The sequence below is a fragment of the Streptomyces sp. NPDC039480 genome (assembly GCF_055597165.1).
The window spans coordinates 711,799-732,510 of the sequence record NZ_JBVITX010000001.1; the positions used below are offsets into that span (position 1 = coordinate 711,799).

Annotated in this window: 19 protein-coding genes; 16 read left to right on the plus strand and 3 right to left on the minus strand. The window is 72.0% G+C overall.

Features of this window, described 5'->3' with window-relative positions; all coding sequences use genetic code 11:
* The first annotated feature begins 19 nt into the window (after positions 1-19).
* From ACZ56E_RS02665 to ACZ56E_RS02715, 11 genes are all read left to right on the plus strand, one after another.
* The gene (locus ACZ56E_RS02665) at positions 20-1,222 is read left to right on the plus strand and encodes a cytochrome P450 (RefSeq protein ID WP_471210169.1); all 1,203 of its coding nucleotides are present in this window, start codon (positions 20-22) and stop codon (positions 1,220-1,222) included.
* A 71-nt stretch (positions 1,223-1,293) separates the two neighbouring features.
* A complete protein-coding gene (locus tag ACZ56E_RS02670; protein ID WP_468606842.1) occupies positions 1,294-2,409 on the plus strand; it encodes a cytochrome P450 in 1,116 nt (371 codons plus the stop codon).
* Between the two features lie 8 nt (positions 2,410-2,417).
* On the plus strand, positions 2,418-3,620 hold the full coding sequence (locus ACZ56E_RS02675; RefSeq protein WP_471210174.1) for a cytochrome P450: 1,203 nt from the start codon (positions 2,418-2,420) through the stop codon (positions 3,618-3,620).
* Between the two features lie 57 nt (positions 3,621-3,677).
* On the plus strand, positions 3,678-3,890 hold the full coding sequence (locus ACZ56E_RS02680) for a ferredoxin (protein ID WP_471210177.1): 213 nt from the start codon (positions 3,678-3,680) through the stop codon (positions 3,888-3,890).
* Between the two features lie 86 nt (positions 3,891-3,976).
* A complete protein-coding gene (locus ACZ56E_RS02685; protein ID WP_471210180.1) occupies positions 3,977-5,539 on the plus strand; it encodes a tryptophan halogenase family protein in 1,563 nt (520 codons plus the stop codon).
* 9 nt (positions 5,540-5,548) lie between these two features.
* A complete protein-coding gene (locus ACZ56E_RS02690) occupies positions 5,549-6,076 on the plus strand; it encodes a flavin reductase family protein (RefSeq protein WP_468606834.1) in 528 nt (175 codons plus the stop codon).
* A gap of 5 nt (positions 6,077-6,081) precedes the next feature.
* Positions 6,082-7,452 carry a cation:proton antiporter gene (locus tag ACZ56E_RS02695; RefSeq protein ID WP_471210183.1) on the plus strand — a complete coding sequence of 457 codons (1,371 nt, stop codon included), beginning with the start codon at positions 6,082-6,084 and terminating at the stop codon, positions 7,450-7,452.
* A gap of 188 nt (positions 7,453-7,640) precedes the next feature.
* Complete coding sequence (locus ACZ56E_RS02700) at positions 7,641-8,234, plus strand: hypothetical protein (protein ID WP_468606830.1); 594 nt, start codon at positions 7,641-7,643, stop codon at positions 8,232-8,234.
* Complete coding sequence (locus tag ACZ56E_RS02705; protein WP_471210186.1) at positions 8,231-9,649, plus strand: peptidoglycan-binding protein; 1,419 nt, start codon at positions 8,231-8,233, stop codon at positions 9,647-9,649. The genes ACZ56E_RS02700 and ACZ56E_RS02705 overlap by 4 nt, the downstream gene beginning before the upstream one ends.
* Positions 9,646-10,413, plus strand: coding sequence for an ABC transporter ATP-binding protein (locus ACZ56E_RS02710; RefSeq protein ID WP_471210189.1), 768 nt, complete (start codon positions 9,646-9,648; stop codon positions 10,411-10,413). The genes ACZ56E_RS02705 and ACZ56E_RS02710 overlap by 4 nt, the downstream gene beginning before the upstream one ends.
* Positions 10,414-10,487: 74 nt before the next feature.
* Complete coding sequence (locus tag ACZ56E_RS02715) at positions 10,488-11,660, plus strand: ABC transporter permease (protein WP_471211507.1); 1,173 nt, start codon at positions 10,488-10,490, stop codon at positions 11,658-11,660.
* Positions 11,661-11,875: 215 nt separating this feature from the next.
* Here the strand turns inward: ACZ56E_RS02715 and ACZ56E_RS02720 are convergent, their stop codons facing one another.
* A complete protein-coding gene (locus tag ACZ56E_RS02720; RefSeq protein ID WP_471210192.1) occupies positions 11,876-12,880 on the minus strand; it encodes an MsnO8 family LLM class oxidoreductase in 1,005 nt (334 codons plus the stop codon).
* A gap of 206 nt (positions 12,881-13,086) precedes the next feature.
* On the opposite strand from ACZ56E_RS02720, the gene ACZ56E_RS02725 reads away from it, so the two are divergent.
* The gene (locus ACZ56E_RS02725; protein WP_471210195.1) at positions 13,087-13,602 is read left to right on the plus strand and encodes a lytic polysaccharide monooxygenase auxiliary activity family 9 protein; all 516 of its coding nucleotides are present in this window, start codon (positions 13,087-13,089) and stop codon (positions 13,600-13,602) included.
* A gap of 12 nt (positions 13,603-13,614) precedes the next feature.
* Here the strand turns inward: ACZ56E_RS02725 and ACZ56E_RS02730 are convergent, their stop codons facing one another.
* Positions 13,615-14,646 carry a PAS domain-containing protein gene (locus ACZ56E_RS02730; protein ID WP_471210198.1) on the minus strand — a complete coding sequence of 344 codons (1,032 nt, stop codon included), beginning with the start codon at positions 14,644-14,646 and terminating at the stop codon, positions 13,615-13,617.
* A 241-nt stretch (positions 14,647-14,887) separates the two neighbouring features.
* Between ACZ56E_RS02730 and ACZ56E_RS02735 the strand changes: the two genes are divergently transcribed.
* The 3 genes from ACZ56E_RS02735 to ACZ56E_RS02745 are packed head-to-tail and all read left to right on the plus strand — an operon-like array spanning position 14,888 to position 19,607.
* Positions 14,888-16,258, plus strand: coding sequence for an ATP-grasp domain-containing protein (locus ACZ56E_RS02735; protein ID WP_471210200.1), 1,371 nt, complete (start codon positions 14,888-14,890; stop codon positions 16,256-16,258).
* Positions 16,255-18,264, plus strand: a complete 2,010-nt coding sequence (locus ACZ56E_RS02740; RefSeq protein WP_471210202.1) for a PEP/pyruvate-binding domain-containing protein — start codon at positions 16,255-16,257, stop codon at positions 18,262-18,264. Before ACZ56E_RS02735 ends, ACZ56E_RS02740 begins: the two co-directional genes overlap by 4 nt.
* Positions 18,261-19,607 (plus strand): MFS transporter, encoded by a 1,347-nt coding sequence (locus tag ACZ56E_RS02745; RefSeq protein ID WP_471210204.1) that lies wholly within the window; start codon positions 18,261-18,263, stop codon positions 19,605-19,607. The genes ACZ56E_RS02740 and ACZ56E_RS02745 overlap by 4 nt, the downstream gene beginning before the upstream one ends.
* On the opposite strand, the gene ACZ56E_RS02750 is transcribed toward ACZ56E_RS02745, so the two are convergent.
* Entirely contained in the window at positions 19,489-20,028 is a 540-nt protein-coding gene (locus tag ACZ56E_RS02750) for an HAD family hydrolase (protein WP_471210207.1), read from the minus strand. The two genes, ACZ56E_RS02745 and ACZ56E_RS02750, sit on opposite strands and share 119 nt — an antisense overlap.
* Here ACZ56E_RS02750 and ACZ56E_RS02755 point away from each other — a divergent pair.
* Positions 19,933-20,655 carry a phosphatase domain-containing protein gene (locus ACZ56E_RS02755; protein WP_471210209.1) on the plus strand — a complete coding sequence of 241 codons (723 nt, stop codon included), beginning with the start codon at positions 19,933-19,935 and terminating at the stop codon, positions 20,653-20,655. The two genes, ACZ56E_RS02750 and ACZ56E_RS02755, sit on opposite strands and share 96 nt — an antisense overlap.
* Positions 20,656-20,712 lie beyond the last annotated feature (57 nt).

Genomic DNA, 20,712 nt, shown 5'->3' on the forward strand with positions numbered 1-20,712 from the left:
AGGGCGAAAGGGACCCTGAATGTCGAAGGCAGTGAGCACCTCCGCGCACACACGCAGGAACGGAATAGAACCCGTTCCCGAACTGACGGAACTCGGCGCCCGCACACCGCTCGTCGAACTGGACACCGGCGGGCGCGCCCCGACCCGGCACTGGCTCGCCACCGGCTACGAAGAGGTGCGGGCGATCCTCGGCGACGACAGGTTCAGCATGCTGCCGCCCGACGACGGCAGGGGCGGGAAACCCCAGATCGAGGTCGGCAACCTGCGCCAGTACGACCCGCCCGAGCACAGCCGGCTGCGCAAGACGCTCACCCCCGAGTTCACCCTCCGGCGCATCCGCAGGCTGGAACCCTTCATCGAGGAGACCGTGGCGCACTGCCTCGACGCGCTGGAGGGCGCGGGACAACCCGCCGACCTCGTACGGCACTTCGCCTGGCCCACCCCCGGCCTGGTGGGCTGCGCGCTGCTCGGCGTGCCCCGCGACGACGCGGCCGAACTCGCCCGCAACCTGAACATCAGCAGGACCGGCACCGGCTTCGGCCGGCACACCAGCCGCGAGGAACGGGAACGGCAGCGGGCGGCCGTGAACGCGTACATGGTCTACATGCGCAGGCTCATCCGGCAGAAGCGCCGCGCCCCCGGCGACGACCTGCTGGGCATGGTGATCCGCCGGCACGGCGCGGAGCTCACCGACGAGGAACTGACCGGCATGGCCGCCGCCATCATGGGCTCGGGCCTGGAGGACATCGGCGGCATGCTCGGCCTCGGCCCGCTGGCCCTGCTCGACCACCCCGACCAGCTCGCCCTGCTCCAGGAGCGGCCGGACCTGATCACCTCGGCGGTGGAGGAGCTCATCCGCTACGTCTCGTCCGTGCAGAACGCCACACCCCGTACCGCCCTGGTGGACGTGACCGTCGGCGGGCACCTGATCCGGGCGGGCGAGTCCGTGATCTGCTCCCTGCTCGCGGTGAGCCGCTCCCCGGTCGACGGCGTGCCGCAGGACACCCTCGACATCACCCGCGACAACTCCGGGCACCTCGCCTTCGGGCACGGCGTCCACCACTGCCTGGGTGCCGTACTGGCCCGGGTCGAGCTGCGCATCGCGATCGCGGCCCTGTTCCGCCGGTTCCCCGAACTCAGCGTCGCGGTACCCGCGGAGGAAATCCGTTTCCGCACCTGGACGCCGAACTACGGAATAGACGAACTCCTCGTCCGCTGGTGACACTTGGACATCCTTGACGGGTGTGCGGCACCGAATTCAGACTCGTAGGAAAGGGCGAAAGGATTCCGAGAATGCCCAAGCCATTGGACGAAACCGAACAGTCGCCGCTCGTCGAGACCACCCCGCCGGGGACCATGGAACGCGCCTGGCTCGCCACCGGGTACGACGAGGTGCGGGCGGTGCTCGGCGACACGGAGCGGTTCACCACGCTGCCGCCCGCGGACACCATCGAGGACTCCCGACGCCTCGTCCAGCCCGGCAATCTGCTGCACTACGACCCGCCCGAGCACACCCGGCTGCGGAAGATGCTCACCGGCGAGTTCACACTGCGGCGGGTGCGCACCCTGGAACCACTCGTCGAGAAGATCGTGACCGAGCGCCTCGACGCCATGGAGGGCGCCGAGCAGCCCATCGACCTCGTACCGCACTTCGTGTGGCCCACCACCAGCCTGATCGGCTGCGAGCTGCTCGGCATACCCCGGGACGACCAGGCCGAACTGGCCCGCCACCTCGACACCAACCGCATCGACAACCCGGACAGGGAGCAGCGGGACGCGGCGGGCAACTCGTACCTGATCTACCTGAGCAAGTTCACCGCGCGGAAGCGCCGCGACCCGGGCGAGGACATGCTCGGCCGGCTCATCCAACGGCACGGCGCCGACCTCAGCCCCGCCGAACTGACGGGCACCGCCGCGACGCTCCTCGCCTCCTTCATCCAGAACGTGGGCGGCACCCTGGGCCTCGGCATCCTCGCCCTCCTGGAGCACCCCGACCAGCTCGCCCTGCTCAAGAAGCGTCCCGAGCTCATCGACCACGCGGTGGAGGAGCTGATCCGGAGCGTGTCGATCATCTCGCACGCCTCGCCCCGCACCGCCCTGGAAGACGTCACCCTCGCGGGCAAGACGGTCAAGGCGGGGGAGTCCATCGCCTGTTCCCTGCTCGGCGCCAACAACACCAACTCGCCGGGAGAGCCGCAGGAGCCCATCGACATCACCCGCGACAACAGCCGCCACATGGCATTCGGGCACGGCATCCACTACTGCCTCGGCGCGCCGCTGACCAGGATGGAACTGCGCATCGCCATAGCGGAACTGCTGCGCAGGTTCCCCGAGGTGCGGCTCGCCGTGCCGCGCGACCAACTCCGCTTCACGTCGAAGGCCGTGGAGACGCTGCCGGTGGCCTGGTGAGGGGCGACATGCCGCACGAGACCGCAGCCGTGCCGCTGCACACCCGCCGCACCCGCTTCGACCCGGCCGACGACCTGCGCCGGCTCGCCGCCGACGGGCCCGTCACCCGCGCCGGCCTGGCCCCCGGCGCGGGCGGCGAGCCCCTGTGGCTGGTCACGGGCCACGAAGAGGTGCGCAAGGTACTCGGCGACCACGTCCGGTTCTCCACCCGCCGCCGCTTCGGCTCGCACGCACCGGCCGACGACGACCGGCGGCCCGACGAGGGAGTCGGGCTCCTGATGGACTACGACCCGCCCGAGCACACCCGGCTGCGGAAGATGCTGACACCGGAGTTCACGGTCCGGCGGATGCGCAGACTCCAGCCGCGCATCGAGGGCATCGTCGCCGAGCGCCTCGACGCCATGGAGCGCGCCGGGCGCCCCGCGGACCTCGCCGAGCTGTTCGCGTCGGCGATCCCGGGACCGGTGCTGTGCGAACTGATCGGCGTGCCCCGCGACGACCGCGACGACTTCCTGCGCCGCTGCCACGCCCACCTGGCCACCGGCGGCGGACGCCAGGAGCGCACCGCCGCGGGATCGGCGTTCACCCGCTACCTCGCCGCCCTGGTCGCCCGGCAGCGAAAGGACCCCGACGAGGGCTTCCTCGGCATGCTGGTGCGCGACCACGGCGCCGAGTTCACCGACAAGGAACTGCGGGGCATCTGCATCCTGCTGATGCTCGCCGGACTCGACAACATCTCCGGCATGCTGGGCCTCGGCGCCCTCGCGCTCCTGGAGAACCCCGGTCAGCTCGCCCTGGTGCGCGACGACCCGGCGGCCCTCGACCGCGCCGTCGAGGAACTGCTCCGCTATCTGTCCGTGCCGCACGCGCCGACGCCCCGCACCGCCGTCGAGGACGTCACGCTCGGCGGCAGGCTGATCAGGGCCGGCGACACCGTCGTCTGCTCGATCCCGCTGGCCAACCGCGACCCGGCACTGACGCCCGAGCCCGACCGGCTCGACGTGACCAGGGAACCCGTGCCGCACGTCGCGTTCGGGCACGGCATCCACCACTGCATCGGCGCCGCGCTGGCCCGGATGGAGCTGCGCATCGCCTACGCGGCGCTGCTGCGGCGCTTCCCCGGCCTGCGGCTCGCGGTGCCCGTGCGGGACGTCGAGTTCCGCGTCCGGTCGACCGCATACGGCGTGGAGCGGCTGCCGGTCACCTGGTGAGCCCGGGGCGACCCGGCGAAGGAGCGAGAGGGGCGAGAGGGGAGGGAGGGGCGAGAGATGGAGGTACGTGTCGACCGCGGCAGGTGCGCGGGCTCCGGCCTGTGCATGAGCTACGTACCCGCTGTGTTCGACCAGTCGGAGGACGACGGGAAAGTGCTGCTCCTAGCGGCACGGCCCGGGCCCGGTGCGGCCGCCGCGGTACGCGGCGCGGCCGCGAGGTGCCCGGCCGGCGCGATCACGCTGAGCGGTCAGGACGAACGCGGCCGGTAGGCCGCGGCGGGTGCGTCGGTGCGCCGACACACCGGCATCGGTGCATCGGCGCATCGGTGGTCAATCATCAAAGTGGGGTGGGGGAAATGACGCATGCTCCTGTACGCAACGTCGTCATCGTCGGCGGGGGCACGGCCGGCTGGATGACCGCCGCGTATCTGACGGCGGCCTTCGGCGACCGGATCAAGATCACACTGGTGGAGTCTGCGGACGTCGGCACCATCGGCGTCGGCGAGGCCACGTTCAGCGACATCAGGCACTTCTTCGAGTTCCTCGGCCTGGCCGAGCGGGACTGGATGCCCGCCTGCAACGCCACGTACAAACTCGCCGTCCGCTTCGAGGACTGGCGCGAGCCGGGGCACCACTTCTACCACCCCTTCGAGCAGCTCAGGTCGGTCAAGGGCTTCCCCCTCACCGACTGGTGGCTGCGCCACCCCACCACCGCGCGGTTCGACGTGGACTGCTTCGTGATGGCCTCGGTGATCGACGCCGACCGCAGCCCCCGCTACCTCGACAACCGCCTCCTCGAACAGGACTTCGTCGAGGGCGAGACGCCGCCGAACACGATCGCCGAGTACCAGGGCGCGCAGTTCCCGTACGCCTACCACTTCGAGGCGCACCTGCTGGCCAAGTACCTCACGAAGTACGCCACGCAGCGCGGCGTGCGGCACGTCGTCGACAACGTGGTGGACGTCGGCCTCGACGAGCGCGGCTGGCTTTCCCACGTGCGGACCGCCGAGCACGGTCTGCTGGAGGGCGACCTCTTCGTCGACTGCACCGGCTTCCGCGGCCTGCTCCTGAACAAGGCGCTCGAGGAACCGTTCGTGCCGTACCAGGACACCCTGCCCAACGACAGCGCGGTCGCCCTGCAGGTCCCCATGGACATGGACAAGGACCCGATCCGCCCCTGCACGACGGCCACCGCCCAGGACGCGGGCTGGATCTGGACCATCCCGCTGATCAGCCGCATCGGCACCGGATACGTCTACGCGCGCGACTACATCGACCCCGACGAGGCCGAGCGCACCCTGCGCGAGTTCGTCGGACCCGCCGCCGCCGACGTGCCCGCCAACCACATCCGGATGCGGATCGGCCGCAGCCGCCGCTCCTGGGTCAACAACTGCGTGGCCATCGGCCTGTCCAGCGGCTTCGTCGAGCCACTGGAGTCCACCGGGATCTTCTTCATCCACTACGCCATCGAGCAGCTGGTCAAGTACTACCCGGCGGCCGACTGGGACCGTTCGCTGCGCGAGCAGTACAACAGCGCCCTGACCCATGTGATGGACGGCGTACGCGAATTCCTCGTCCTGCACTACCGGGGCGCGAAGCGCGCCGACAACCAGTACTGGCGCGACACCAAGACCCGGAAGGTGCCCGACTCGCTGGCCGAGCGCCTCGAACTGTGGGAGAGCAAGATCCCCGACACCGGCACGGTCTACCCGCGCTACCACGGCCTGCCGCCGTACTCGTACAACTGCATCCTGCTCGGCACCGGCGGCATCCCCGTGAAGCCGTCGCCCGCGCTCGACCTGGTCGACGAGAAGGAGGCGCTCGCCGAGTTCCAGGCGATCAAGGACAAGGCGCGGTCGCTGGTGCGCACCCTGCCGACGCAGAACGAGTACTTCAAGCGCATGCGCGACGGGGTGTGAGCGAGGCACATGGACACCGAGTTCCGCGACATGATGGCGTCGTTCCCGACCGGCGTGTCGGTCGTGACGGCCCGGGACGACAGCGCGGAGCCCCGCGGGATGACATGCTCCTCGCTGTGCAGCCTCAGTGTGAACCCGCCGACGCTCCTGACGTGCCTGCGCAGCGGCAGCCCGACGCTGGGCGCGGTGCTCGCCAGCGGCGCGTTCGCGGTCAACCTGCTGCATGGGGAGGCCGACTGGGTCGCCGCGCTCTTCGCCTCCGGCGCGCCCGACCGGTTCGAGCGCGTCGCCTGGCGTCCGTCGGGCCGCACCCGCAGCCCCGCCCTGATCGAGGCCGCGCACGCGGTCGCGGAATGCACCGTCGAGCGCACCCACCCCTCCGGCGACCACGTGATCGTCGTCGGGGCGGTGCGTTCCGTCGAGCGCTTCCGCCACGAGAGCGCGCTCCTCTACGGCTTCCGCCGGTACAGCGAACTCTCCCCCGGGGTACCGGCCGTGGCCGGTGAGCGGGGCGCCGGATCCAGACCCGGGAGGTGACCACGGTGCACAGCACCGGGCCGACCGCGGCCGCCGACCTGGTGTGGGCGGCCGCGCCCGTGCCGCCGATCGCGGCGCACGCCCTGCTGATCTTCCTGCTGCAGGTCGGCGTGCTGCTGCTGCTCGCCATCATGCTCGGCAGGCTGGCGGCCCGCTGCGGGCTCCCCGCGATCGTGGGGGAGCTGAGCGCCGGCGTCCTCCTCGGGCCCTCGCTCTTCGGCTGGGTGGCGCCGGACGCCGCGGCCTGGCTGCTGCCCTCCGACCCCGGGCAGGTCCACCTCCTCGACGCGGTCGGCCAGCTCGCGGTGCTCCTCCTCGTCGGGCTCACCGGCATCGAGATGGACCTGCGGATGATCCGGCGCAGGGGCGCCACAGCACTGCGCGTCAGCCTCGCGGGGCTCCTCGTGCCCCTCGCCCTCGGGATCGGGCTCGGCTACCCGCTCGCGCGGATGCTCGGCATCGGCGCGGCCGACCGGCAGATGTTCGCGCTCTTCCTCGGCGTGGCGATGTGCGTCAGCGCCATCCCCGTCATCGCCAAGACGCTGATGGACATGAACCTCATCCACCGCGACGTGGGCCAGCTGACCCTGGCCGCCGGGATGATCGACGACACCTTCGGCTGGCTCATGCTCTCCGTGGTGTCCGCGATGACCGTCGGCGGGCTGACCGCGGGCGTGTTCGCCGAGGCCATCGGCTCGCTCCTGCTGGTCCTCCTGCTCGCGCTGCTGATCGGCCGCCCGGTCGTCCGCAGAGCCCTGCGGCTGTGCAGGGGATCGGACGAGCGGACCGTCTCGGCGGCCGCCGCGATGATCCTGCTCGCGTCGGCCGGCACCCAGGCGCTCGGCCTCGAAGCGGTCTTCGGGGCGTACCTCTGCGGCATGCTCATCGGCTCGAGCGGGGAGTTCGACCGGGCGCGCACGGTGTCGCTGCGCATGGTGGTCCTCGCCGTCCTGGCCCCCGTCTTCTTCGCGACCGCGGGCCTCCGCATCGACCTGCGGGCACTGCGCCATCCGCCGGTGCTCGCGGCCGCGCTGCTCGTCCTCACGATCGCGGTCCTCGGCAAGTTCGCGGGCGCCTACATCGGGGCGCGGCTGAGCAGACTGAGCCGCTGGGAGGCGCTGGCACTCGGCGCGGGGATGAACGCGCGCGGCGTCATCGAGGTGATCGTCGCGATGGTCGGACTGCGGCTCGGCATCCTCGACACCAGGACGTACACGATCATCGTGCTGGTCGCGGTGGTCACCTCCGTCATGGCGCCACCGCTGCTCAAGGCGGCCATGAAGCGGATCGACTCCACGCAGGAGGAGGAGCACCGGCGCACGGCGTGGTGCGGCACACCACAGGTCCGGGGCAGCCCGGAGCGCGCCGAACCCTGACCGGCACCCGCCCCCTGACCGGCACCCCGCGCCCCCGCGCACCAGGGGCGAAGCGGAACGGCCGCGCGCCCTCGGCACGCGGCCGTTCCGGCCTGCCCCGGCGCGCTCTGCGCCACCCATGGCGGCACTGTGCGGACGCCCGGCTTTGTGCCCGCCGTGTGACCGCCCGCCGCGTAGAAGTTGGGTCCATGTTCACCACACAGAAGCGGGCATTCGCCCGCAAGCGAACCATCGCACCCGTACTCGTCGCCGCATCCGCCCTCGTCACCGGGTCCCTCCTGACCGGCTGCTCGGGAGACTCCTCCGCCGCCTCGTCGGACAAGGACTCGTCCGCCTCCCCGACCAGCCCGTTCGACCAGGGCCTCGCGTACTCGAAGTGCATGCGCGAGAACGGGGCGGCCGACTACCCCGACCCGCAGCAGGACACGGGCGGCGTCAGGCTCACCCCCGGAGACGGGGTCGACATGAACTCGGAGTCGTACAAGAAGGCCGAGGAGGCCTGCCGGGACAAGGCCCCGCAGGGCCTGGGCGGCGGCGGGGGCGGGGGCGCGGCCCTCGACTCGAAGAAGGTCTCGGCGTGGGCCAAGTGCCTGCGCGAGAACGGGCTGACCAAGTTCCCCGACCCGGAGATCGAGGGCAGCAACATGAAGATCGACATCAACGGCACCGGCATCACCCCGGGCGGCCCGGAGTTCACCAAGGCCATGGGCGCCTGCCAGAGCAAGTACCCCGGTGGCGGCATGATGATGAACAACGGTCAAGGGGGAGGCGTCCCGCAGTGACCGGCCGCGACGAGACCGAAGCACCGCCCCTCTCCGGCGAGCCGTCCGGCGCGCTGGAACGCCACGGGTCCGGCGAGGTGCCGGCGAACCGGACCGGCGGCGCCGCGCTCGACACGACCGCGGCGCCGGACACCGCCTCCGAGCTGGAGACCGTCTCCACGGAGAACCGCGTCTCCGCGGCGGGTGCGGACGAGGAGGAGCCGGCGTCCGGCAGCGGCCGCAGGCGCCGCCCGCTGCGCACCTCGCTGATCGCGCTCGCCGCGATCACCGTGACCGCGGCGGCCGGTGTCGCCGCCACCGGCACCATCGGCGGCGACGGCGGTGACTCGGGGGGCTCCGCGCCCGCGGGTCCGCCGGCCACCGCGAAGGTGGAGCGCACGACGCTGACCGACACCGAGAGCGTCGACGGCAACCTCGGCTACGGCGACGCCACCACCGTGCAGGCCCCGGCCTCGGCGTCCGGCACGGGCGACGGACAGTCCTCGCAGTCAGGACAGTCGGGGCAGTCCGGTCAGTCGGGCCAGGACGGGGCTTCAGGCGGGAGCGCGGGCGACGGCATCGTCACCTGGGTGCCCGAGGAGGGCACCGTCGTCGAGCGCGGCGAGACCGTCTACCGCGTCGACCAGCAGCGGGTCCCGCTCCTGTACGGCTCGTTCCCCCTTTACCGCACCCTGCATTCGGGCAGCGAGGGGGACGACGTCGAGATGCTGGAGAAGAACCTCCGCGCCCTCGGCTACAAGGGGTTCACTGTCGACGAGACGTACAACTCCGCCACGGCCGAAGCCGTGAAGGACTGGCAGGACGACCTGAACCGCGAGGAGACCGGCACGGTACGGGCCGGGGACGCCGTGGTCGCCCCCGACGCCCGGCGCGTCGCGGACGTGAAGGCGGCGCCGGGCGCCGCCCTGAGCGGCGACGTGCTCTCCTGGACCGGCACCGAGCGGATCGTCAGCGTCGACCTCGACGTGCAGTTCGAGGACCTCGTCGAGAAGGGCACCAAGGCCACCGTCCAACTCCCGGACGACAACACGGTCGAGGCCGAGGTGACGGACATCGGAACGCCGTCCACCGCGCAGAGCGACGACTCCGCGGGCGGTTCCGGCGACGCAGGCTCCGGGGAGTCCGACGACAAGGCCACGCTGCCCGTCGAGCTGACGGTGAAGGACCAGAAGGGCCTCGGCCGCTACCAGGCCGCCGCCGTCGAGGTCACGCTGAAGGCGGAGTCCCGCAAGGACGTCCTCGTCGTCCCGGTGGCCGCCCTGGTGGCACAGCGCGGCGGAGGGTACGCCGTGGAGGTCGTCACCGCCGACGGCACCGAGTACCGCCCGGTCAAGCTCGGCATGTTCGCCGACAGCAAGGTCGAGGTGTCCGGAGAGGGCATCAAGGAAGGCACCGTCGTGGGGGTTCCCAAGTGAACCTGCCCATCCGCGAGATCCCCGCGCCCGCGACAGGCCGGCAGGACCGGCCGGTGGTCGAGCTGACCGGGGTCTCCAAGACGTACGAGGACGTCGCCGCCCTGCGCGGCGCGGACCTCGTCATCCGGCGCGGCGAACTCCTCGCCATCGTCGGCCCCTCGGGGTCGGGCAAGTCCACGATGCTCAACATCATGGGCACCCTGGACCGCCCCTCGTCCGGGCGGGTACGCATCGACGGACACGACGTGGCCGAACTGTCCGACCGTGAACTGTCCGCGCTGCGGGCCGACACCATCGGCTTCGTCTTCCAGCAGTTCCATCTGGCGTACGGCGTACCGGCCCTGGACAGCGTGGCGGACGGGCTGCTCTACAGCGGCAGGCCGCGCGGCGAACGCCGCCGCCTCGCCGAGCGCGCGCTGCGCAGGGTCGGCCTCGGCCACCGGCTCTACCACGAGCCGCACCAGCTGTCCGGCGGCGAGAAGCAGCGCGTGGCCATCGCCCGCGCGGTGCTCGGCGACCCGCCGCTGCTGCTCGCCGACGAGCCGACCGGCGCCCTTGACTCGCGGTCCGGAGCGGTCGTCATCGAGCTCCTCCACGAGCTGCACGAGGCCGGGACGACCGTGGTGGTCATCACCCACGACCGGGACATCGCCGCGACCCTGCCCCGCGAGGTGCGCCTCAAGGACGGCCGGATCGAGCACGACTCGGTCGCCGCGGGCGGGAGCACCTCCTCCCTCGTTCCCCACCAGGAGGCCGTGCGATGACCGGCATCAAGGAACTGGAGCGGTCCGCCGCTCCCGAACCCCCCGAGCCCGTGCGGCGGCCCCGGCCGGCCCGGATGAACCCCGCCGACGTGCTGCGGGTGGGCGGCTCCGGCCTGCGCTCCCGTCCCATGCGGGTCTTCCTCTCGGCGCTCGGCATCGCCATCGGCATCGCCGCGATGGTCGGCGTGGTCGGCATCTCCACCTCGTCCACCGAGGACCTCAACCGCAGGCTGCAGGCCCTCGGCACCAATCTTCTGACCGTCACCCCCGGGCAGAACTTCAGCGGCGGGGAGGCCCATCTCCCCGTGGAGTCGGTCGACATGATCGCCAACATGGACGACGTCGAGTCGGTCTCCGCCATCGGCAAGACCGACGCCAAGGTCTACCGCAGCGACCACACGCCCGAGGAGGAGACCGGCGGCCTCAACGTCTCGGCCGCCAGGACGGACCTGCCGCAGTCGGTCGGCGCCGAGATCGTCGACGGCCGCTGGCTCAACGCAGCCAACAGCCGCTATCCGTCCGTCGTCCTCGGCCCCAAGGCCGCCGAACAGCTCGGTGTGCACCAGGCGGGGGAGGACGTGAAGGTCTGGCTCGGCGGCCGCTGGTTCACCGTCGTCGGCCTGCTCGCACCCAACGAACTCGTGCCCTCGCTCGACTCGTCGGCCCTCGTGGGCTGGACCGCGGCGGAGCGCGAACTGGGCTTCGACGGCTCACCGACCGCCATCTTCACGCGGGCCGAGGAGTCGGCCGTCAACGACGTACAGGCCGTCCTCGGGGCCACCACCAACCCCGAGAGCCCCAACGAGGCGAACGTCTCGCGCCCCTCGGACGCGCTGGCCGCCAAGGAAGCCACCGACGACACCCTCAGCGGACTGCTGCTCGGCCTCGGCGGAGTGGCCCTGCTCGTGGGTGGCGTCGGGGTGGCCAACACCATGGTCATCTCCGTCCTGGAACGCCGCTCCGAGATCGGCCTGCGCCGCTCGCTCGGCGCGACGCGGGGCCAGATCCGCACCCAGTTCCTGGCCGAGGCGCTGCTCCTGTCCGCCCTCGGCGGCCTCGGCGGCGTCCTGCTCGGCATCGCCGTCACCGGCGGGTACTCCGCCTACCAGGGCTGGCCGTCCGTGGTCCCGTTCTGGGCGATGGCGGGCGGCGTCGGAGCCACGCTGGTCATCGGCGGCCTCGCGGGGTTCTACCCGGCCGTACGAGCGGCCCGGCTGCCCCCGACGGAGGCGCTGGCGACCACGTGAGCGCCTTCGCCCGACCCACCCCCGAGGGCCCTGGGGGAGCGACCGCAAGGGCCACTGGGACCGCGGTGCTTCCGCTGGAACCGTCCCCCGTGCCACGGGGGCACCGCGCCCGTCCGCGCCGCCTCCGGGCCGATCCCGGACCGCGACGCGGGCGGGACCCGAGAAACGGGACCCCGGACCCCGCCCTGTGCGCCCTGCTCTACGCGCGCCCTGCTCTACGCGCGCCCGCCCGGAGTCAGGCCCGCCACCCGCGCCAGCCGCCGGAAGGAGTCCAGCAGGCCCGCCCGGTCGTACGTACTGGTCGTCACAAGCACCTCCTGCGCGGCACTCTCCTTGATCACCCGCCCCAACGCGTCCGCCACCTGCTCCTCGGTGCCGTGGATGTGGCCGCTCAGCCCCGACTCGTAGAAGCCGCGCTCCTTCTCCGTCATGGCCAGCGCCTCCACGCGCTCGGCCGGCGGGAGCGGCGGGAACGTGCCGTGCGTGCGGGAGTACGCCATCGACCAGGCCTCCGGAAGCAGCAGGCGACGGGCGGCCTCCTCGGTCTCCGCCACCGCGACGGTGCCCGAGATCATGACGTACGGCTCGGCAAGCCACGGCGAGGGCCGGAACCCGTCGCGGTACCGCTCGATGCCGCGCATCATCTTCTCGCGGCCCCGGATGTCACCGATGACCAGCGGAAGACCCGCCTCGGCGGCGATCGCCGCGCCCTCGCCCACGGCCAAAATGTATGGCGGGACGCTCAGGCCCTCGGCGGGGCGGGCCCGCACCCCCGTGCCGGACGTGCCACGGAACCAGTCGAGCAGCTCGGCCAGCTGGTCCGCGAAGTCCTCGGCGTCGTGCTTGTCGCGCCCCAGCGCCTTGCGCACCCCGTCGGTGAAGCCGACCGACCGGCCGAGTCCCATGTCGATCCGGCCGGGGAAGAGCGATTCGAGCACCCCGAACTGCTCGGCCACGACGAGCGACTGATGGTTCGGCAGCATCACGCCGCCCGTGCCGACCCGGATGGTGCGGGTGGCCGCAGCGACGGCCGCCGCGAGGACCGTCGGCGCCGACCCCGCGACACCGGGCACACCGTGGTGCTCCGAGACCCAAAAACGGTGATATCCGAGAGCTTCCAGGTCCTGGGCGAGGCGCACGGTGTCGCGCAGGGCCTCCGGACCGTCGTGCCCCTCACGGGTGCGTGAACGGTCGAGGACAGAGAACCGGACTGCTTCCACAGGAGACCCCTTCACCTGGCCGGAAACCAACCTTGACCGCGTCTGGCCGAAGTCTATGGTCTGGACTAATCAGCAGCCGCGAACCCCCGGCCCTGCTCGACCGCAACACCCTCATCACCCCCACCATTCCCCACCCCCTCACTCGCCCCACGAGAGCACTTCACGCCGCACCCCCCCATGAAGCACCGCCCCGTGAAGGAGTACGCATGGACAAGAAGCGGAAGATCGCCGCGGCGATCGGCGCCGGCCTGGCACCCGTCCTCGCCCTCACCCTGCCGACCGGTTCGGCCAGCGCGCACGGCTACGTCAACTCCCCGGCGAGCCGCCAGGCCCAGTGCGCCGCGCGCACGGTGCCCTGCGGCGACATCAAGTACGAACCGCAGAGCGTCGAGGGGCCCAAGGGCCTGCGCAGCTGCAGCGGCGGCAACGCCCGGTTCGCGGAGCTGGACAACGACAGCAAGGGCTGGAAGGTCAGCGACGTCAGCAGGACGCAGACCTTCACCTGGACGTTCACCGCACGGCACCGCACCGCGAACTACGAGTACTTCGTCGACGGCACCAAGGTCGCCACCATCGACGGCGGCAACCAGCAGCCTCCGTCGACCGTCTCGCACCAGGTCAATCTCGGCAACTTCACCGGCAGGCACAAGGTCCTCGCGGTGTGGAACATCGGCGACACCTCCAACGCCTTCTACGCCTGCATCGACGTCAACATCCGCTGACCGGAGGACCCGTCAGACAGCGCTGAGCGGATGGGCCGCCGTGGCGGAGCGCGGCGGCCAGGCGCACGGCGCCAGAATGCCGAGAACATAGGCGCGGGCGACGAGAGCCGGCCGGGTCGCCGCGCCCAGGAGCTGCCGCAGCCGGCTGAGGTGGTAGTCGACCGTCTGCCGGGACAGCTTCAGCGACGTGGCGATGTCCCCGTTGCTGCTGCCCTCCGCCAGGAGGGAGAGGATGCGGATCTGCGCGGCGGTGAGCGACGGATGGGCCTCGTGCGCGAGGCTCTGGTGGGTCACGACGGCCCACACGTACCTGGCCCGTACGGCGGAGTGACCGATCGTCGTCAGATGCAGCCGCGCGCGGCGCCTCAGCCCCTGGGCGTCCACGAGCACCGCGGACGTCTCCATCCGTCTGGTGCGGCGGGACAGCAGGTCCTGCCAGCGGCGGTGCAGCAGATCGAGGCCGGGCTCCGGGGCGAGCAGCGTGTGCGCCCGGCGGCCGACCAGGTCGTGCGGGTCGAGGCGGAACAGCTCCGCGGCCGCCGCGCTCGCCTCGACGACGCGCCCGTTCGCCGAGAGCAGCGCGCAGGGCAGCCCGCTGTGGTCGCGCAGTGCCTGCAGATTCTCCTCCGCCTCCTGCCACCGCACCGTGACGCGCACATGGTCCGTGACGTCCACGTAGATCCCGGCGACGCAGGTCCGCGCGTTCTCCCGGACGGGGAAGCGGTGCCCCACGGCCCGGCCCGCGCTGCCGTCCCTGCGCCGGTAGCCGAGCGTGTGCCGCACCGGCGCGCCCCTGCTGAGGACTTCCTGGTCCAGGGCGCGGAACCGGCCGGCTTCGGCGGGCGCGTCGAGATCCTCGATGTACTTGCCGACGACGTCCTCCGGGACCGTGCCGTAGAGGTGCGCGTAGGCGTGATTGGCCCACAGGTAGCGGCCGTCGCTGTCCCGTATGAAGGCGGCGGCCGGGGCGAGATCCACCAGGTCCGCGAAGCTGTGGGCCCGGCTCTCGCTCGGGGGCAGCGCCTTGAGGCTGGAATCGTCCACAGCGGTCTCCGTCCGTCTCAGACTCTCCGACGCGCGGTCACTCAGGCATTTGCCTGAGTCGTGGGCGCCCATCGAGGCGTCACGGGCGTCTGTGGCCTGGTCCCCTTGAGTGAGCGGGTGAACACGCCCCGCGATGTGGACCGGCTGATTCCCACGGCCTCGTCCCACATCCCGCACGGATACGGCGATCCGTGGCAACCCACACGAATGGAGACGAACTTCCGTGAGCAAGGTGCTGTTAGTGCATGCCAAGGGTGGCCCGCCCCTCGGTCACGTCCTCTCCCGGACGGCCGCGAAGGCGGAAGTGCACCTGCTGGCGCTCAGCGCTCTTCCGCCCGCCGTGGCAGGCTCCGCCCGCAGACTGTGCGCCTCGGTCGTGACACCCGACGACGCACACCACCCCGACCTCGTGTCCCTGATCGTCTCGCGGGCCCGAGCCGTGGGCGCCGACGCGGTGCTCACCTTCTCCGAGTACGCGGTCGTGGCCGTCGCCGAGGCGTGCGAGGCGCTCGGACTCGCGGGGGCGGGCGGCGCCGCCGCGCTCGCCCGCGACAAGCGGCTGATGCGGCACACCTGGCGCCGACACGGCCTGCCGCAGCCCGAGTTCCGCCCCGTCGCCACCGAGGCGGACCTGCGCGCGGCGGCCCGCTCCCTGCCGGGACCGCTGCTGCTCAAGGCCGCCTGGAGCGCCGGTTCCACCGCACACCAGATCATCCGCTCCCCGCACGAGGCGCCGGCCGCCTGGGCCCGCTCCCGCGACGTGATGGCCGAATCGGCCCAGCTGGGCTACGCGGAGCTGCATGTCGCCGAGGCCGCAGCGGACTACGTGGTCGAGCAGATCGTCACCGGCACCGCGTCCGACTGGTTCGACGAGCCGGGCTGGGGCGACTACGTCAGCGTCGAGGGCGTCGTCACGGACGGCACCTTCCACCCGGTCTGCCTCAGCGGCCGGATGCCCACGGTCGAGCCGTTCACCGAACGCGCGAGCATCACCCCCGCCCTCCTGGACCGGGACGCCCAGGACCGGATCGTGGAGCTGGCCCGGCGCGCGGTCGACGCCCTCGGCCTGCGCGACTGCGGGACCCACACCGAGATCAAGCTCGGCGCCGGCGGGAGCATGTGGCTGATCGAGACGGCCGCGCGGTTCGGCGGCGCGATGACCGTGCCGCAGATCGAGGAGGTCTTCGGACTCGACCTCGTCGGCATGCTCGTCGACCACCTCCTCGGACGCGAGGTGCACTGGCCCGCGCAGGCACTCACCCCCGCGCAGGCGCGCGGCGCGGCGGGCTCCCTCGTCGTCCTCGCGGTCGACGGGAGCGGCCGCGCCTGGCAGGACCGCAGGATCTGGGACTTCCCCGCCGTCTCGGCGGACACACCTCTCAGCCGAGGCAGCCGCCTGTCGGTGGTCGCGGAGAGCTCGCTGCCCGACGGGAGTGTCGTGCCGGTGTACGAACCGGCCGCGGGCGCCAACACCATGGCGGCCCTGTGCCTGCTCTCCGCCACCGACGCGCGGACCGTGCTCCGCGACTTCGAGACCCTGGTGGACGCCCTGCCCCGGGTCCTGCCCGCCGCCCGGCCCTCTCTCGTGGCACCCGAGGAGGTCTCGGCATGACCGCCCACCTGCTCACCGGCGCCGCCGAACCGGCCACGGACCGCACGGTCATCGGCCAGAACCTCTCCCTGCCGCTCTTCCGCACCCTCTCCGGAGTCCTCGCGGGACACCCGTACCTCAAAGTCGTCGTCGACCGCGCCGAGAACACCTGGCACCTGCTCGACACCGCCGCGCACCCCTTCCACGTCGACTACATCGCCACGCGCGTCCTGGGCATGGACCTCACCGCCCTCGACGCGGACCTCGACGCGTTCAACGCCTCCGTCTACATGGACCCCGAGCGCCGCTTCCTGCTCGGTGTGCTCTCCCTGCACACCGACGAGGAGCCCGACGGCCGCGAACGCACCTTCCTCGTCCTGGAGACGACCGAGGCCGACACCATGCACGGCGAACTGCTCGTCCTCTTCTACGAGTTCGTGCGCTCCCGGGTCGACGGCAGGCTGCCGCTGCTCCTCAAACCCGCCAACCACGGCCAGGAGGAGGAGCTGGCGGCGATCAGCGAGCAGCGCGTGCCGCGCGTTCTCAGCCACGAACTCTTCGGCTCCCGGACCCGGACGCCGCTCAACCCCGGCGAGGCCACCGGCCGGCTGCGGTTCTTCCGCACGACCGAGGAGTACGAGGCGGCGGCAGCTCAGCTCGGCTGGGCGGACATCGTGGCCATGCCGTGCCTGCCGGACGACGTGCCCCGGGTGGCAGGATTCCTCAACACCGCGCCGATCACCCCGCTCTCCCACACCAACGTCCTCGCCTCCGGCTGGGGCATCCCCAACGCGATCGTGCGCGACCTCGAACAGCTCGTCGAGAAGGACGGCCTGGACGGCGCGTGGGTCCGCTACCGCGTCCGCGAGGACGAGATATCCCTGGAGCGGCTCGACCACGACCCCGGCCTGCGGGCCCCGGCCTGGCACCAGCAGCGCATCCGCCTCGAACCGCCCCTGCTCGACGACACCCCCGTCCTCGCCCTGCACCGGCTGCGCGCAGCCGACCGCGACCGCTACGGCACCAAGGCGGCGAACCTCGGCGAGCTGCACCACGTGCTCGACAGCCGTACGGCCGACCTGACCGCCTTCTACGGACGGCCCCGCCCGCCGCGCGAGCACCTCTGCGGACACCTCGCGACCCGCCTCGGCCTGACCGCACCCTCAGAAGGGGAACTCCGCACGCGTGCCGCCGAGTTCGTGTCCCGGACGGTCGGCGCCCCGGACGGCGTCGCGCTGCCCTTCGCGCTCCAGCAGCACTTCCTCGCCTCCTCGCCCGCACTCCAACAGGGCATCGGCAAGCTGAAGATGGCACTCGAACTCGACGCGACCGACGTCCTGGACTCGCTCTGCCTGCAACTCCAGCACCTGATCCGGCAGACCCCCGTCCCCGAGTCGGTCACCCGGCAGATCAGCCAGGCCTTCCCGGCCCCCGCCGGGTCGCGCGGCCGCCTGGTGGTGCGCTCCTCGTCCAATGCCGAGGACCTGCCGGGCTTCTCCGCCGCGGGCGTCTACGACTCCGTCACCACCGTCCACGGCACCGGCGAACTCCTGGAGGCCGTACGCCAGGTGTGGGCCTCGCTGCTTTCGCCCCGCAGCGTGCGCCTCCGCCACCAGGTCGGCATCTCCCTGGACGACACCTACATGGGCGTCATCATCCAGGAGTACGTGCCCGCAGCCCTCGGCGGCGTCCTGGTGACCTGCAACCCCACCCGCCGCGAGGACTTCCGCAACGTCTACCTCAACTGTTCCCCCGGCTCCCCGGAACAGGTGGTCGAGGGCTCGGTCCTGCCGCAGCAGTACCTTTACAACACCGTGGAGGGCGGCGGCCGCACCGTCGCCCTGGGCTCCTGGGGCGACGCGCTCTCCGCCGCCACCCGCGCCCGGCTCGCCGACCTGTCCCTGACCGGGCGGCTCCTCCAGTCCCACTTCAGCGCGGACGACGTGGACAGGCCGCTGGACATCGAGTGGCTGATGACCGACCGGGGCGACTTCCGGCTGGTCCAGATCCGCCCGTACGCGCTGTGAGGGCGCCCTCCGGCAAGGCGGCGCCAACCAGCCTCACGCCCACCGCCCACCGGATCATCCGGCTCAACTACGGCTTCCAGCTGCTGTTCAACCTGCTGTGGTGGATGCCCGTCTTCTACGCCTACCAGAAGGAGGCCGGGCTCTCCGACGGGCAGATCTTCGGCATCCAGAGCATCTACTACGTGGCCTTCTGCCTGTTCGAGATCCCGACCGGCCTGATCGCCGACCGGATCGGCACCCGCAACTGCCTGCGGGCCGGCGCGGTGGTCATGACGGCGGCGAACCTGGCTCCGGTGTTCAGCGCCTCCTACACCGGCTTCCTCGTCCACTTCCTGGCCATCGCCGCGGGCCGCTCCCTCACCTCGGGCGCGGCCAGCGCCTACCTGTACGACGGGCTGCGCTCCGAGAAGTGCGACGACCACTACCTGAAGGCGGAGGGCACCGCGCGGGCCCTGGGCCTGGTGGCGAAGGTCGTGTGCTGGCCACTGGTCGGCCCCCTGATGGCCGTGGCGCACCCGACCCCGTACGTGCTCAGCGCCGCGAGCGCGGCGGGCTCACTCGCCTGCGCGATCGCGCTGCCGCGCCTCGCGGGGCCGGACGGCGGCACGGGGAAGAGGGTGGGCGGGGGAGGCGCGTTCCTGCGGGACGCGGGCACGGCGCTCCGCTGCGTCGCCGCCTCGCGGTGGCTGGCCCTGGTGATGGTGCAGGGCGTGGCGATCTTCACGCTCTCCCGGATCTGCCAGGTCAACCTCTTCCAGCCGATCCTCCTCGACCACGGCATCGCGGAGGCCTCGCACGGCGGCGTGATGGCGGCGATGACGGTGGCGGAGGCGGTGGCCTCGGCCCGCCCGCAGTGGCTGAGCCGCCGCCTGCCGCCGGTCGCCTGGGTCTCGATCCTCAGCCTCGCCCTCGCGGGCAGCCTGGCGGCCATGACGCTCGGCGGACCCTGGGCCGTCGTCGCGCTGCTCTGCCTCTTCGCCGCCGCGACCGGCTTCGCGTACCCCATCCAGCGCAAGCTGGTGAACGACGCGGTGCCCGCGCACGCCCCGCGCGCCACCCTGCTCTCCGTCGAGAGCATCGTGGACCGCGCGGTGTGCGCGCTGGCCGCGATCGCCGTGGGCGCCTATCTCGCCGCCGGGCGCCTGGACGCGCTGCTGTGGCACAGCGCGCTCGCGACGGCGGTGCTGCTCGGCGTCTTCCAACTGCTCCTGCGCAGCGGGATGGTCAAGCAGGGGAGTGGTGCCGGTCCCCGAGCAGTTCCACCAGCCGGACCGGAAGAAACGCGGGCCGGTGCGGTCGGCCCACCTGATACGGCACGAAGCCGACCGCGGAAGCGGCTCTGACCTCCTCGGCGGTCTCCGCCTGATGGACGACCCGGCAATCGCCCGAACCGGCCTTCGCCCGCTGCCAGAGGGCGGGGGCCGGTTTGCGCTCCGCCTCGGTGCGCGGGGTGAGAATACGGTCGCCGAAGTCCTTCCACGCGAAGGGCGTGGATCCGCGCCAGGTGGCGTCGACCTCTTGCTTCAGCCGGGCGGCACGCTCGGCGTCTGTCGAGCCCCAGGCGGACGGCACATTGGTGATCAGGCCGACCCGGATGTGCCGTTCGCGCAGTTCACGCAGGTAGGAGTCCGTCCCGGGCCGGTAGCTGATGCCGCCGTCGTCGGCGGTGTGCACGAGGGTCTCGCCCAGGTCGAAGTACACGATGGGACAGACGGGCACCGCAGCGCGCGCCGGCCCGCAGAACACGGCAGGCACGAGCGCCACGCTCAACGCGAGACTCCCTCGCACGACCCCCCTGAAGGCGGCCCGATCCAATACGCCCACAGCTCTTCCCCCCACTTCCCTCACGCCCACCCAGACACACTGCTCCACTGCGCTATACCCGCGTTCTACGCTGTCCACGTGACCGAAGAGAACAAACCTCTGGCCGTGTTCGACCTGGACGGCACCCTCGCGGACACCGCGCACCGGCAGCGGTACCTGGAGCGCAAGCCCCGCGACTGGGACGCGTTCTTCGCGGCGGCGCCGCAGGATCCGCCGCTGGCCCGCGGCGTCGAACTGGCCCTGGCGAGCGCGGAGGAGTGCGAGATCGTCTACCTCACCGGACGCCCCGAGCGCTGCCGCGCGGACACGGAGGAGTGGCTGGCCCGCCACGGCCTGCCTGCCGGGCGCATCTGGATGCGCCGCAACGACGACCGCCGCCCCGCCCGCCGCACCAAGCTGGAGATCCTCCGCAGGATCTCCCGCAAGCGCGAGATCCGCGTCCTGGTGGACGACGACGAACTGGTCTGCGAAGAGGCAAAACGAGCAGGCTTCCCCGCCCACAGAGCCGACTGGGCACCCCCCTCGGCCCCCCTGAAAGACGCCCAAGAACGAGAGGGCCGCACCTAACCACCCAGCTGGGGGGCGCCCCTACCAGGGGCGCGGGGAACGGCGCGAAAACCACGA

Coding starts and splice junctions, on each gene's coding strand:
- ACZ56E_RS02665 (WP_471210169.1), top strand. CDS start 20: ATGTCGAAGGCAGTGAGCACCTCCGCGCACACACGCAGGAACGGAATA.
- ACZ56E_RS02670 (WP_468606842.1), top strand. CDS start 1,294: ATGCCCAAGCCATTGGACGAAACCGAACAGTCGCCGCTCGTCGAGACC.
- ACZ56E_RS02675 (WP_471210174.1), top strand. CDS start 2,418: ATGCCGCACGAGACCGCAGCCGTGCCGCTGCACACCCGCCGCACCCGC.
- ACZ56E_RS02680 (WP_471210177.1), top strand. CDS start 3,678: ATGGAGGTACGTGTCGACCGCGGCAGGTGCGCGGGCTCCGGCCTGTGC.
- ACZ56E_RS02685 (WP_471210180.1), top strand. CDS start 3,977: ATGACGCATGCTCCTGTACGCAACGTCGTCATCGTCGGCGGGGGCACG.
- ACZ56E_RS02690 (WP_468606834.1), top strand. CDS start 5,549: ATGGACACCGAGTTCCGCGACATGATGGCGTCGTTCCCGACCGGCGTG.
- ACZ56E_RS02700 (WP_468606830.1), top strand. CDS start 7,641: ATGTTCACCACACAGAAGCGGGCATTCGCCCGCAAGCGAACCATCGCA.
- ACZ56E_RS02715 (WP_471211507.1), top strand. CDS start 10,488: ATGAACCCCGCCGACGTGCTGCGGGTGGGCGGCTCCGGCCTGCGCTCC.
- ACZ56E_RS02725 (WP_471210195.1), top strand. CDS start 13,087: ATGGACAAGAAGCGGAAGATCGCCGCGGCGATCGGCGCCGGCCTGGCA.
- ACZ56E_RS02740 (WP_471210202.1), top strand. CDS start 16,255: ATGACCGCCCACCTGCTCACCGGCGCCGCCGAACCGGCCACGGACCGC.